10 protein-coding genes are annotated in these 13694 nt (G+C 58.6%); 3 read left to right on the top strand and 7 right to left on the bottom strand.

Translation table 11 applies throughout. From position 1 onward, the window contains the following. The first annotated feature begins 36 nt into the window (after positions 1 to 36). The gene (locus BZK31_RS06440; RefSeq protein WP_083181961.1) at positions 37 to 1167 is read left to right on the top strand and encodes a fimbrial protein; all 1131 of its coding nucleotides are present in this window, start codon (positions 37 to 39) and stop codon (positions 1165 to 1167) included. Positions 1168 to 1191: 24 nt separating this feature from the next. Here BZK31_RS06440 and BZK31_RS29400 read toward each other — a convergent pair whose 3' ends face one another. From BZK31_RS29400 to BZK31_RS06425, 3 genes are all read right to left on the bottom strand, one after another. Then, positions 1192 to 2757 carry a hypothetical protein gene (locus BZK31_RS29400; RefSeq protein ID WP_157900708.1) on the bottom strand — a complete coding sequence of 522 codons (1566 nt, stop codon included), beginning with the start codon at positions 2755 to 2757 and terminating at the stop codon, positions 1192 to 1194. A gap of 186 nt (positions 2758 to 2943) precedes the next feature. Further along, a complete protein-coding gene (locus BZK31_RS06430; protein WP_083181959.1) occupies positions 2944 to 5277 on the bottom strand; it encodes an autotransporter outer membrane beta-barrel domain-containing protein in 2334 nt (777 codons plus the stop codon). A 383-nt stretch (positions 5278 to 5660) separates the two neighbouring features. Further along, positions 5661 to 7682 (bottom strand): hypothetical protein, encoded by a 2022-nt coding sequence (locus BZK31_RS06425; protein ID WP_157900707.1) that lies wholly within the window; start codon positions 7680 to 7682, stop codon positions 5661 to 5663. Positions 7683 to 8043: 361 nt separating this feature from the next. Here BZK31_RS06425 and BZK31_RS06420 point away from each other — a divergent pair, with 361 nt between their 5' ends. Next, positions 8044 to 8793 (top strand): response regulator, encoded by a 750-nt coding sequence (locus BZK31_RS06420; RefSeq protein WP_102136505.1) that lies wholly within the window; start codon positions 8044 to 8046, stop codon positions 8791 to 8793. Between the two features lie 10 nt (positions 8794 to 8803). Then, entirely contained in the window at positions 8804 to 9853 is a 1050-nt protein-coding gene (locus tag BZK31_RS06415; protein WP_083181957.1) for a sensor histidine kinase, read from the top strand. A 176-nt stretch (positions 9854 to 10029) separates the two neighbouring features. Here the strand turns inward: BZK31_RS06415 and BZK31_RS06410 are convergent, their stop codons facing one another. The 4 genes from BZK31_RS06410 to BZK31_RS06395 all read right to left on the bottom strand — a co-directional run. Then, complete coding sequence (locus BZK31_RS06410; protein ID WP_083181956.1) at positions 10030 to 11079, bottom strand: AI-2E family transporter; 1050 nt, start codon at positions 11077 to 11079, stop codon at positions 10030 to 10032. 90 nt (positions 11080 to 11169) lie between these two features. After that, a complete protein-coding gene (locus BZK31_RS06405; protein ID WP_167377869.1) occupies positions 11170 to 11988 on the bottom strand; it encodes a DUF4892 domain-containing protein in 819 nt (272 codons plus the stop codon). Between the two features lie 139 nt (positions 11989 to 12127). Continuing rightward, complete coding sequence (locus BZK31_RS06400; protein WP_083181954.1) at positions 12128 to 12982, bottom strand: alpha/beta hydrolase; 855 nt, start codon at positions 12980 to 12982, stop codon at positions 12128 to 12130. Beyond that, positions 12979 to 13694 (bottom strand): alpha/beta fold hydrolase (locus BZK31_RS06395; RefSeq protein WP_083181953.1); only part of this gene is annotated, 716 nt, incomplete at its 5' end. The genes BZK31_RS06395 and BZK31_RS06400, both read right to left, overlap by 4 nt.

The raw sequence follows: 13694 nt of genomic DNA, 5'->3' as shown, positions 1-13694 counted from the left end.
CCTCGTGCACACCGCCGCCCTATCAGGAAAACCCTCATGAACACCGCGCTGTATTATCTGGCTTGCAGCCTGATTGTCCTGTCTGCAAGCCACGCCACCATTGCCCTGGCTGCTCCCCCGCGGGAGACACCGAAAAACGATTGCTATTGGGTGACCAACCCCGGGGTGAAATACTTCCAGCGTGAAATTGGCGCGCTGTTCATTCCCAGAGACTCACGAATAGGTTCGGTGATCGGTGCCGTTGACGTGAGTGCGACAGTCTACGATCCGGCGGGGCTGGAAGCCGCATGCAAGAATGACGGTACCGCTCTGCTCGAATTTGAAGCCACTGCGACCGCCCCGATTTTCCCCGGTGTAGTGGACCCGATCAACGGCGAGGACGTGACCGGCAAAATATTGCAGACCAATATTCCAGGCGTAGGCGCGCGAATCAAACTGGAATTCCCTTTCTCCTCCCCAGGCTCACGTCCATGCGCCACATGCTTTCATCCCGTGGACGGCTCTGCTGCCGTGCCTTACCTTGCCGTCAACGATCATCTATCGATGCTCACTTCCATCCAGATCAAATCGTTGACGACCCAAGTCACACTGGTGAAAACCGGGCCTATTCCACCTGGTCCTCAGGTGCTCAGCAGTGACCTGTGGACTGGCAGGGTCACCACGCTGGGCAAAATCATGAGTTTCAAACTGGTCGGCACCGTCACTCAAGCCCAGTGCAGCGTAGGCGCAAATGCGGTGAGTGCAGACCCCGTGCCACTCGGTGAATGGGACAGCGCAGATTTTACCGGCCCTGGTTTCACTACAGCTGCGGTGCCTTTCAGCATCACCTTGAGCGACTGCGAAACGGATCCGAACCCGGGCTCGAGCTTCGTCGCTACGGCTCACATCCAGCTCGATGGCGTCAAAGGCTCGGCACCCGTAGGGCCGGTCAACAGCGGCGTGTTCAGTCTGACCAGCGATTCCGACGCGCAGGGCGTGGGTATTCAGGTACTCAAGGCAGACGGGATCACGCCAATGGAGTTGCAGACCGAGGTGCCTTTGATCGCGATCAGCCCGGGCAACACAGTGTTGAACTTTCACGCCCGCTTTTATCAGACCGATGCCAGTAGTGCGATTCGACCCGGTCTTGCCAAAGGCGCACTGAGTTTCACGATGACCTACAAATAGCTTCCGGGATGCAGTGCTGTCCCATCATTGGGACAGCAACGGTCTCAGCATCGGAAAAGGCTGCCAGGTGAATCCCTCATCAAAACTGACCTTGACCTTGACGCTCAACGTCTGATCGACCTTGAAACGTCGCAAATCCGTCTTGGTGATATACCCGGCATCGATCTTCTGGGCGACCACAGGCACCTGATAGTTTTCCAGAACCGTCACTACCACCAGTGCGCCAGCATCGTAGGCGTCTACGCCTTCTACCCTGATGTCGATGAGTTGATCGGTGTGCATGAACGTCCAGCGTTCGAGCGTGAACGAAGCCCTTCCGCCCTCCTCGATGGAGCCCAGCCTGAGCGGCGAGCCATTGGCGGCCTTGTCGCATTGCACCGTCGGAAAACCACTGATTTCCGAGACCGTCAACCAGTGGTTTTGTGACACATGAGGCAGGTCGACGCCCGGCTCGAACACTTCGTAATAAACGGGAATCTGTTTGCCAAAATGCTGGGCAATCCGCGTGGACGGAATCCTGAACAGGCCGGACTCTGTCTCATCCGTTCGCCAGCAACCCACACTGCCAGGATCGCCCCACTGAACCCAGACAGTTTCACCGGGGTTTATGACGGCATCTTCGGGGATTTGCACCCGAACGCCGCCGGTGGCTCTCATGGGGTCGAGTGTGCTGGAATTCGACCCGGATGTTTCCATAAGCTCGGGCGGCGGCAGATCACGAGGGGCAGGTTCGACTGTCACCTCGAACTCCACGGGCTGCGAATATGGCCCGGGATTGCCGGCGCGGTCGCAGATGTTGCAAAACGCATAGCGCTTGCCATCCTTACTGTCACGGATCACCGTTCCCGGAAAGATCAACGTGATGGGCTTTGGCAGCGCCATGAAATCAACGCACTCGCTGACCTTCCTTCCTTGAAGCCTATGAATCACGTTTCTCAAAAACCTGCGAGCCAGGCTCCACAAAGAACGGGGCATGACAGACCTGGACGGGCTCTGAAAATCACCACGTTCGAGGGTTCTGGTTGACACCCGCTGGGCATCACCAAAAGAAAAAGGATCACTACTCCAGTACCACGTCACGACATCCCCGGGCTTGCCGCCGTTATAGGACACAATCCTGCCTTCGACCTGATCGTTGTGTGTTCCCAGATACGCCGCGGTAATCACTGAGGTGTCGAAATCCAGACGCCCATGATCGGCACCAAATGTGGGCGCAACCTGATCCACCGTGATCGTCTGCGTCGCCGAGTGCTGCCTGTTGCCCAATGCCGTAGTCACGGTGTAACACAGCGTGTGTGGGCCGTGCTCGAGTCGACTTGATGGCACGACAAATGACAGGTCGTCTTCAGGTAATGAGGTTACGCTGTCATCCCACTCCTTACGATAATTAGTCTCACCATCCCAGTCTATTTCCAATACTGTCTTCAGGCTGGGAAGTGGCTGGTAATCCCAGGCAGGCACGGTGAAGTTCAAGTCCGAGGGGGGGTCAGTTACCTTTAACAAACCGGTCTCATCCCACCGGGGATCGTCGTCAAGCAGACCGTCAACGACAGGTGGCGGAAGGCCTTTGCTTGATGTGAAAAGAGTCATCTGCACCCTCCTCGTCCGGTTCAGCGACGCAAACCAGAACCAGTCCATTGGAGACCTTGATTGAATGCCTGAACGCTGCCAATGAAAACTGGCAAGTCTGCTAGGCCCAAGACTGTTGGCGGTACCCATGAAAAAGGGAAGACCGAATGGCCTTCCCTTTGGCGGTGACTGAGGTTTTCGATATTTCTACCAGTTATACCTGAGCCCTACGTTGGCACCCCACGGCTGCTCGATCCGGCTACCGTTGCTGTACTCGACATCTACGTGGGCCTCCAGTTGGCCGGAAAAGGCAATTGCGACACCGGCACCCAATTCGCCGCGCGAACCGGACAGATCGTTGTCGAACCGGTTGTCGTTGATCTGCACCTGGTTACGCTTGACGAACTCATGTGCCAGCGCGGCTCGAACGTAGGGTTGCACAACCCGGTCCTGACCGAGGTTGAAGTTGCGCCCTGCGGTGACACCGACCTTGCTCAACAACGAACGGGTCAGTTCACCCTCGGCACGCATGCCGTTGTCCAGCGAGTAATCCTTGCCCCCGATGGCCGCGCCAATCAATTGTGCGTAAGGCTCCATGTAGTAGCCGTCATCGAGCTTGATGTGGCGTCCGAACTCCAGCGAGGCACCGATGCCCGAATTGTTGTAATCACCTTTGGTACGCGTACCATCACTGAGGTTGACCCGGGCCTCGTTCTGAAAGCGGTTGACCTTTATCACGCCATCCAGGTAATAGCCGCTCTGTTTGTCCAGCCAGGAGGTGTAGGCACCCACGTAATAACTGTCGACCTTGCCGGTGGCACCGAGATCAAGGCTCAGATCAGAGGTGCTCTGACCTGCCAACACGCCAGCCACCCACTGCCCGTTGTCAGTGGGGATATTGCCATCCACACCGACAGAGATCCCCTGCTGGGCTTGTTTGTAGCCAAAACCCGAGGCGTTGGCTACGTTAAATTTATTGCCGTAACCACGCATCCAGACGCCAGAACGGCCACCATTGAAGCGCAGCTCCCCCATGCGCGAACGCAGGTTGCTTAATTCGCCATACCAGACGGTCGGCGCGGCATTGAACAGGGCCAGCACCGTCTGCGGCGCAGGGCCGATCGTACGGGTCGTGGCATCCAGATACCAGTCGTTGTCACCCTGCTTGATCAGGTCATAGGACCAGGTGCCCAGATCCACTCGCCCGCCCACCAGCGAAAAACCGGCATCGCCGCTTTGCGCATGCACCACATGCAGACTGGTGTCGGTAGTCGGATCGCTGCCGGTACTGCTGACCAGCAACTGATGGTTGCCCGTGGCGCTGCCGGTAATGTCGATGAAATCGGTCTGCGCGCCGCCAAAGTCCACATCCATCCTGAAGGTGCCATTGCCCGACAGATTGGCCACCGACAAGGTGTAAAACGCCGCCGCCTCGCCAAGCTGGACGGAGCCATTATTCATTGAAAGGTTCTCGACACTGCTGTTGTCGACCATCGTCCATTGCGAGCCGTTGTCGATGGACACACGTCGGGTGTTCTCGAGACGACCGGTCAGCAGGGCGCCGTTGTCCAGCTGCACATCGGCTGTGCCGCCAGACTCGGCAACGACATCTCCGACAAGACGGCCCTGGTTCAGGTTGAAACTGACGGTGCTGTTGGCATCGACCTGCACATTACCGTTCAAGTCGCTGGCATTGACATTGACCGTCGCGATCGACCCGCCAGCGGACTCGATGATATTGCCGTTGCCACCGGTCAATGTAGAGCCGTTATTGACGTTGATGATGGCATCTGGCGCAGGGAGCGAGGCAGCGAGCGGAGCAAGCCGTATGGCAGCGCCGGTTCCACCGGTCACCTGACTGCCATCCAGTGTCAGAGAGGCGTCCTTATACAGCGTCTCGGCGCTGATGATGACGCCGTTCACAGTGCCTGACAGGCTGCTGGCGTCACTGGCCTCGACTACGCCCGCATTGAGCTGCAGGCCGACACCGTTCTGACCGGTCCCGGCCAATTGCGAGTCCACCAGGTTGAGCGTACTGAAATGCGTCACCAGCGCGCCAGCACGGCCACCGGTGCTACTGCTGCCGGTCAAAAGAACCGTCGAACCTGCGGTATCGGATTGCTGGCGCACGACCGACAGGCCATTGCCATTGGTGCTGAGCAGCGTGCTGTCGGTCACCGTTCCCTGACTCTCGTTGACCGTCAAACCATTCGTAATCGTCGAGCCCGTCATCGAGATGGAGGAACCGAGCGTCAGGTCGGCGGACTCAATGGCCGTCCCGGCTGCCATCGTGAGCGTTGAATGTATGGAATTTACGGATCCGTGCTGGGCGCCGCCGTTAACGTTCAATGTGCCCTGATTGGTCAACCTATAGTTGTTCGCGGCACTGAACTGATCGAGTTCTCTGACCACGCCGTCTACCGGTACAGGTCGGCCGGGCACTCCAAGAGCTGCGTCACCCAGAAAAATCACAGGAAGCAAAGGCGTCCATCTGAGGGCGGCAGATAAAGGACGAAGAAAAGAACAACCGGCAGTCGACATAGACAAATATCCTGGGGCCGAGGAGCAGACCGGAAGTTCGTGTTATTCCTCCGGCCATGCCCCTGATTGATAAGCGGCCGCGCAGACTACAGAATTGCACCTCAAACTCATGCAAGACTGATCCGATATTCTTGTAGGACTATTCCCACATAAGGCCGGCTGGCATTAAGTGTATAGCCGTTCCTGCAGCTCTACAGATCGAATTGCGCTAGAACCTCCTGTTTAGCAACCGCCCTGCTTCTATAGATAATAAGCCGCGGGCAACCGCTACCATTGATCCCATCGTTCGTACCCGCTTCGCTTTAATGAGAACCAAGGTTTTTCCCGATAGAGATAGGGTTCTACCTTGTAAGGTAGCCTGAGCGTCAGCCTGTGCCATTTCCTCACTTATCGTTTGGTATTGGCATTTCCGCGCCGCGTGCCGGTCCACAATTGCCCGGATTTTCCGGGGAGCACAAATCGCCACTGCCCAAATTTCGCGAGACTAAGACCCGCGTAACCTGAGAACCGGTTTGCCCACTTTTTTTGGTCAGTGTATACGTCACGAACCCGCTACCATTAGTATGAATAGGCTCTACACAGGGGTCGTAGGGTATCGTCATATTAAATCCATCCCGGACCATGTCATCCGTCAGCTCTTCAGGCCCAAAACTCTTTTCAGTCCCCGTAATCAACTGATTGCCGTCGATATCACTGTATGCCTCCCAACTGACGCCAATACTGTCACCCGCTTCGAAGTTGTCCGTATCGAACACTTTTATTCTTATGCCATTCCAGGGCAATGAACAGCAATTGATGACAGGCCCGACCGTACTTTCGGGCCACTGATCTGGAAACGCTACAGGCTTAAGCCCTATTAAATCGACCACTTGCACTTTCACCTCAGTGCGGGCAGATTCCTGCTCATTGATACCGTTAGACGTGGTGTAATAGACCGGGAGCTTTTCGTTATAACCACCTTCCTGAATCGTGTCCCACGGCACGGTAACTTTAACTGGATCCGCCGTAGTATCGTCTACTGTCATTACACAAACAGCCGGTTTCAAGGTGCCCCAGTAAAAACTCAAGTTCTCTCCCGTCTTTACGGGAATAGGCGTCAGGGAGACCGTAGCGGGCTTTCCTTTGTCGGCATCGACCAATTCATTGTCAGGCCCGCCGCTCTCACCTGTCACCACCACATTCGGCAATTTGTCATTGATCGGATCGGGTCCTCCAGGATTCGGATCCGGGTCAGGCTCCTCACCCGCCACCGTGAAATTTACCTGCACTTTGATTTTTGGTGACTGCGTTCCGGCCAATCCGCGGATCACGCTATAGCCGACATCGACCTCATCCTCAATGGTTTGCCCTCCTGCCGAGAGCGTCGGCCAGTCAATGGGAATCAACATGGGAAAACCGGATAGCGGCACCGGGGAAACATCAGTCTCATGCCATCTGACCTGAATTAGGTCATCCGTTTCTGAATTGCCATAAGCCGAAGGAATTTCCACGCACACACCCAGGCGGGCATCGGCTCTGTCAATCAATCCGTCAGCTGCCAGATCCACAACGGGAGCTGGCAGGTTTGTCGGCAGAGGTCGCAGATCAACGTATATCTCCTGCCACATCGAGGGCTGGCCGAGATTACCGCTGCGATCAAGATAGCGGTAAAGTACGCCAATTTTTCCTGCATCCAGCGTGTCGATGATGTCGCGCCCAAGTTGCACGACAGGATCCTTTTGATGCTGCTGGGCGTCAGCCGCCTCTTGCTCCGTGACGTCATGCACAAATATAGGAACGATGTCTTCCTCCGCCTGCTTCGGACCTGTCCCCCAATAAAGCAGAATCGTGTCACCCGCCGTGATGTCGCTGGACCGAGGAATAGTGATCTCAACATATGAAACAGGTGGTTCAGTATCGAAATAAGCGGCCGTCAAGCCGTTTTCAATGATGTCCGTCGGAAAAACCGGGGCCGTGCCTCCTTGGTTACCGTTGGGGTTGGTGTGATCGACATGGAACGCCTGGACCTCTGAGTCTTGCGGATTCCCAAAAATTGTTTGGTGGCGGTAGTAGACATCGTACTTCCCCTCTACAGAGAATTTATCGGCCTCGATCAAATAACTCCTCTCATTGGGATCATTCGTTGGGTCGACCAAGGTACGCTCTTCCAGAAGTTCGTTGTTCAAATAGAAGGTCAATATTTCACTCGCAGACAAATTCACACTATTGGGGACTTTGACAGTCATATCGGAGCCCGACAGGCTTTTGGGCCACAGGTACCTCTCATCGCCCGGGATGGCACCCAACACCCCATTGAGTTCGGGTGGAGGCAGGCCCAGTCTGGCGGCATTCCTTAAACGGTTACTGCGCTTTTTCAGGACATTCTGCCGAGTCTGCTCGGCTGCGATTGGATCAGACTTAGTCATCGATTCGTCTCCTTGACAATGGATCATCCGCGAATGGGCGATAGCATGCCGGACCTGGGTCGACACTCGAACGGTCAGACGATCACTGACAGACAGCCACCACAGGAGCAGCGTTTGCATGCAAACTCCATTTAACGTTCTTGCCGATGTCATCGGTACTGTCAAAACTGCTAGGCAACTCACATCGCGGGGACGCGGGGGGGTGTTCAGCGCCGTGTATCGACCCGGATACATTCACGACATGCCGCAGACATCTGGCCACGCCACCCTTTCGCCGCGCCTCCTGGCGAAGTAGCATGCCCGGAGCCTTGATTTTCAACCGCGGCCAGTGATGGCAGCGTCACCAGGCAGCAGAAGCACTATGCAGGCATTTCCCGACACTCCCTCCGAAAGCAACTCGGCCGAACAACGCTGGGCCGTGCGGGCCTTGATCGTCGACGACGACGTGGCGATTCGCGAGCTGCTGTGCGATTACCTGACGCGTTTCAACATCCAGGCTCAGGGCGTGACCGATGGAGCACGGATGCGTCAAGCCTTGAGTGAGCAGACCTTCGACGTGGTGGTGCTGGACCTGATGCTGCCGGGTGAAGATGGTCTGGCGCTGTGCCGCTGGCTGCGCAGCACCTCGGACATCCCGATCCTGATGCTCACGGCGCGTTGCGAGCCGACCGACCGCATCATTGGTCTGGAGCTGGGTGCCGATGACTATATGGCCAAACCGTTCGAACCTCGCGAACTGGTGGCGCGCATCCAGACCGTTTTACGCCGGGTGCGTGATGAACGCAGCGATCAGCGCAGCACGATCCGCTTCAATACCTGGCGGTTGAACAGCGTTCTGCGCCAGTTGATCGCGCCCGACGGGCTTGTCGTACCACTGTCCAACGCCGAGTTTCGTTTGCTGCGGGTCTTTCTCGAGCGCCCGCATCGCGTGCTGAGCCGTGAACAACTGCTTGATGCGGCGCGCGGGCGTTCGATCGAAGCCTTTGATCGCAGCATCGATCTGCTGGTATCGCGTCTGCGCCAGAAACTGGGTGACGACCCCAAGAACCCGCAGTTGATCAAGACCGTTCGCGGCGAAGGCTATCTGTTCGACGCCAGGGAGCCGGGTTGAGGAACCTCCTGTGATCCGCAAGTTCGATACGCTCTTTGCCCGGCTGTTCGGCGGTGCGCTGGTGGCAATCCTGCTTGCGCATCTGCTGGCGTTCATGTGGTTCATGCATTACGGCATGCACCCGATGCCACCGCCGCCACCGATGCAGGAATCCACGGGCCAGCTCGATCAGAGCGACGCACAAGCCATGCGCCGCCCGCCGCGACCGCCATTGCTGGGCGGTCCGGTGGTTCCACTGTTCTTTCAATTCATCACGCTGATCATCGCTGCCTGGTACGGTGCCAAGGCACTGAGCCGGCCGGTACAGCGCCTGAGCGAAGCGGCAGAGCGTCTGAGTGAAAACCTCGACAGCCCACCGCTGGAAATCTCCGGTCCGCGTGAAGCACGCCAGGCCGCACAGACCTTCAACCTGATGCAGCACAAGCTGCGTGACCAGATGCAGCAGCGTGGCCGAATGCTCGCCGCCGTGTCACATGACCTGCGCACGCCTCTTTCCCGCCTCAAGCTGCGCGTCGAACAGATTGAAGAGCCCCGGTTGCACGGGCAGATGACCCAGGACCTGAACGACATGATCAACATGCTCGACGCGACCCTGGCCTACCTCAACGAACACCGCCGCAGCGAAGTGCTGCAGCAGCTCGACCTGCAGGCCTTGATCGAATCTCAGGCCGAAAATGCCCAGGACAACGGCGACGACGTTGAGTCCCAGGGTCAGTGCAGACCGCTCAAGACCCAGCCCATGGCGTTGCGTTCGTGCCTGCAGAATCTGGTCGACAATGCGCTGCGCTACGCTGGCAATGCGCGGATCCTTATCGAGGACGATGTTGATCGGGTCAGGGTCTCGGTGATAGACCATGGCCCCGGAATCGAGCCTGAACTTCGCGAGAGCGTGTTCGAGCCCTTTTACCGGCTGGAGAGTTCGCGCAACCGCAATTCCGGCGGCGTCGGCATGGGCATGACCATCGCCCGTGAGGCTGCGCGGCGAATCGGCGGCGAACTTACCCTCGAAGAAACGCCCGGCGGCGGCCTGACGGCGGTGCTCGATCTGCCGCGGCATTGAATCAGCGCGTATCGCCATCGTTCCAGGCCCCACACTCGCTCGACAAAGATGATTGCCGCGCTGACCGAGCGCTACCACACCCAAGGCAGCAAGCCGGTCGGCCGAGACCTCGACACCGCCGCTTGAAAACCCGACCCTCGCCGGTTCTTGCCCGGCGACGGTTTCTGCCCGCGGCTTCAGCGTGGCGTACGCGCCCGTTCGCTACCCACCCAGTCCGTCAACAGGCTGTACGCCACCGCCAGCAATGTCGGACCGATGAACAGGCCGATGAACCCGAACGCCAGCAGTCCGCCAAACACCCCGAGCAAGACGATCACCAGCGGCAAATTACCACCCCGGCTGATCAGATACGGCTTGAGCACGTTGTCCACACCGCTGATGATGAACATGCCCCAAATGCCCAGAAAGACCGCCATGCCGTACTCGCCCTGCCACACCAGCCAGGCGGTGGCCGGCAGCCAGACCAGTGGCGGGCCCATGGGGATCAGGCTGAACAGGAACGTCAGGATACCCAGCACCAGCGCGCCGGGAATGCCTGCGATTAGAAAGCCGATCAATGCCAGAACCGCCTGCGCCGCTGCGGTGCCGATCACACCGTTGACCACCCGCTGCACCGTGCCCGCGACCAGATCCAGATAATACTGGGCGCGTTCACCGATCAGGCGCTCCAGCAGGCTGAGCACGAACGCCGCCAGACGCGGACCATCACGATAGAAGAAAAACGCGAAAACGATGCTCAGGGTGAGTTCGAGAATCCCGCCGCCGATCTGCGCACTGCGCGCCAGCAACCAGTTGCCTACCTCGCCCAGATACGGCTTGACGGTGGTCATGAACGCCGCGCCCTGCTGATCGATAGTGGTCCAGAACCCGACCAGACGCTCTCCTACGATCGGGATACCCGCCAGCCATGCCGGAGGATCGGGCAGGCCATCGACCTGCACGTCTTTGACGAAGGCCGTCGCATCGCGCACATGATCTGCCAGATTGAACCCAAACCACACCAGAGGCGCTGCCACCAGCACCAGCCAGCCCAGACTCATGACCAGCGCGGCCAGTGACTCCCGGCCATTGAACCAGCGCGTCAGCAAACGCATCAACGGCCAGCTGGCGAACGCCAGCACCGCGCCCCAGACCAAGGCCGACCAGAACGGTGCCATCACCCACAGACAGGCACCGAACAGCGCCAGCAGCAGGATCTGAACCAGCAAACGATCATTGTTGAACATGCGGTGCCTATGAAAAGGAATCTGAAGTGGCGAGCATAAAGACGAACACGACTGGCGTCAGCCGTATTCGTCGTCATCCCGAAAAAGCGTCTAGCGAATGACCTCGATGGACAATCCCTTGTTATCGTCACTGCCGGTCTCGAGCCGCGCAGCACGTACGCCTTTGCCGACCAACGCATCACGCCAGGCCGCCGCGTTGGCACCCGAGAGCGTCGCACGCAGCGTGCTGTCGAGGTTAAGGCCACGGGAAATCAGCATCACCCAGGCATCCTGCGGATCGCCGCCGAGCCTTGGCAGATCCAGCTTGCCGGTGCTCTTGAGTTGTTTCAGCAAAGTGGCCGAGGTCGGCAGCAGATCGCCCAGCGGCGCAACGGCTTCGAATTGCTCGACATGCAGGTAGGCACGGCGGTTGCCACGGGGGATGCTGTAGAGCGCGACAAGTGTTTCGCTGTCGGGCTCGGCCAGCCGCAACAACAGGTAAGCCTGCCGGTCATCGGCACCATAGAGCTTGGCATTACCGAACACCTCGTTGGCCCACAGGCTGCTTTCGCCACAATCCCGAGCCTGGCACCAGAACAGCAATTCGGCGCTCTTTTTCTGCAGCGCTTCGCGTGCGGCAGTGAAGGCGTCATCCGATGTATGTTCGGGCGGCAACTGATAAGTGACGGACGTCAGGTTGCCTCGCGCACTGACCTGACCATCGAAGCGCAGTTGGCCACTGATCTTGCGGATCGAACCCATCGGGTAAATGCGCTCGAGTTCGGCGCGGGGGCGGTAATCGACGATTTCCGTGTTGGCCAGGCGTGGCAGAATCTGCAGGTCCTGACTGCCCGACACATCGGCGGCGGCGACCATCGTGCTGAAGAGCGACACACACAGTGCAACCACAGGAACACTTGTTACGCGCATGAGTGTTCTCATCGGCAGACAGACGGGAATGGAAAATGAACGGGATTGCCACGCAGGCAATCATGAGCGGTAGCAGGTTGATCCATAACGGTTGACTCCTGTTTCAACCCGCTCAGCCTCGGCAGTTGCCGACTGCAAGTCAAGAAGCAGCGAAGAAGCGATTGAAACAGCGTGCAACAGAGCGCGCGCCCTCCTCGTCATCCAGATGCAGATGGTGTCCGCCCGGCAGGCTTTCGATGCCGAACGGCAGGCTGGAAAACAGGTCCCGTTTTTTCGCCAGCATGCCGTCGCGGGCAACGATCAGTTGGGTCGGGCAGCGTACGTTGTCGACGAATGCCATCGCCTGCAGGTGGGTCAGACGCGTTGCCGACGGCAAGGTCAGTCGACTGTCGCTGCGCCAGGTATAACCCCCCGGCACCGGCATCAAGCCACGTTGCGCCAGTAACTCCGCCGCCTCGCGACTAACGGCCACAACGCCTTTCATGCGGGCCTCAATGGCACGATCCTGATCGCGGTACACAGGTTTTTTCTTGCCGGGCAACGACAACTGCGCCTGCAAGGCCGAGCCCATTCGCTCGGCGGCAGCGTCGGCTTCGCCGGTCAGCGGAATCAGTCCGTCGATCAACGCCAGGTGCGTGACTCGCTCGGGAAGCGCGCCCGCCAGCATGACCGATACGATGGCACCCAATGAATGCCCGAGCAGAGCGAAACGCGCCCAGCCCAGTTGTTCGGCCACCTGCAGCACGTCGAATGCATAATCGGCCAGGGTGTAGGCCGCACCGGGCGGACGATGATCGGAATGCCCGTGCCCTGCCATGTCCAGAGCCACGATGCGCAAGCCTTCAAGCTGCGGCGCAAGACGGGCAAAACTGTTGGCATTGTCGAGCCAGCCATGCAGCGCGATGACCGGTATGCCGTCCTCGGGGCCGAACAGATGGGCAGCCAGTTCGATATGACCAAGGCTCAGGCGCACCTCTTCGACAGGGCACTTCATACAATCGTTTTCGACACGTTACGTTGCGCGCTGCGCGCCTCCCAGCGAACGAATAGCGATCTGAGCAACTGTGCCGTCTCATCCGGCCGCTCCAGTGGAAACATGTGCCCTCCCGGCATCGACAGGTATTCGCCTTCGCGCATGCGTCTGGCCAGATAGCCATGATGCGGCATGATCACACGGCTGTGCCTGCCGCGCACCATCGCCAGAGGCACTTTGAGCCGACGCGACGGCAGAGGGCTGGTGTGCGGAATGCTGCGATAGATACTGATCTCGGTCGCCGGATCGAAGCGCAGGCGCAACTGTTCGCCGTCCGCCTGCAGGCCGTGCTGCAGATAGGCATCCAGGCACTCGGGGTCGAAACGACGAAACAGGGTTTTACTGGCGAAATAGGCGCGGGCCGATTCCAGATCGGCGAAGGCTTCGCGACGCCCCAAGGTGCGGCCGGCAGGCGTGATGCGATCGATGAAACCCAGTCGCTTGGCGGCACGAATGAACAACTGGTCGGCCAGCCCCAGCACCGGCGAGTCCAGCATCACCACGCCGCGATAGAGTTGCGGACAGCGCAGCGCCGCGTGCAAATGCAACACCCCGCCCAGCGAATGTCCCACGCCCCACACAGGCCCCGCCTGCTCACGCAAATGATGGATCAGCTCATCGACCAGATTCAGCCAGTTGTCATCCACCGGAAAGCGCGGGTCATGGGCATGCT

The organism is Pseudomonas floridensis (assembly GCF_002087235.1).
Classification (GTDB): domain Bacteria; phylum Pseudomonadota; class Gammaproteobacteria; order Pseudomonadales; family Pseudomonadaceae; genus Aquipseudomonas; species Aquipseudomonas floridensis.
The sequence above is the reverse complement of the archived record's forward strand: the minus strand, read 5'-3'. Positions and strand labels throughout refer to the sequence as shown.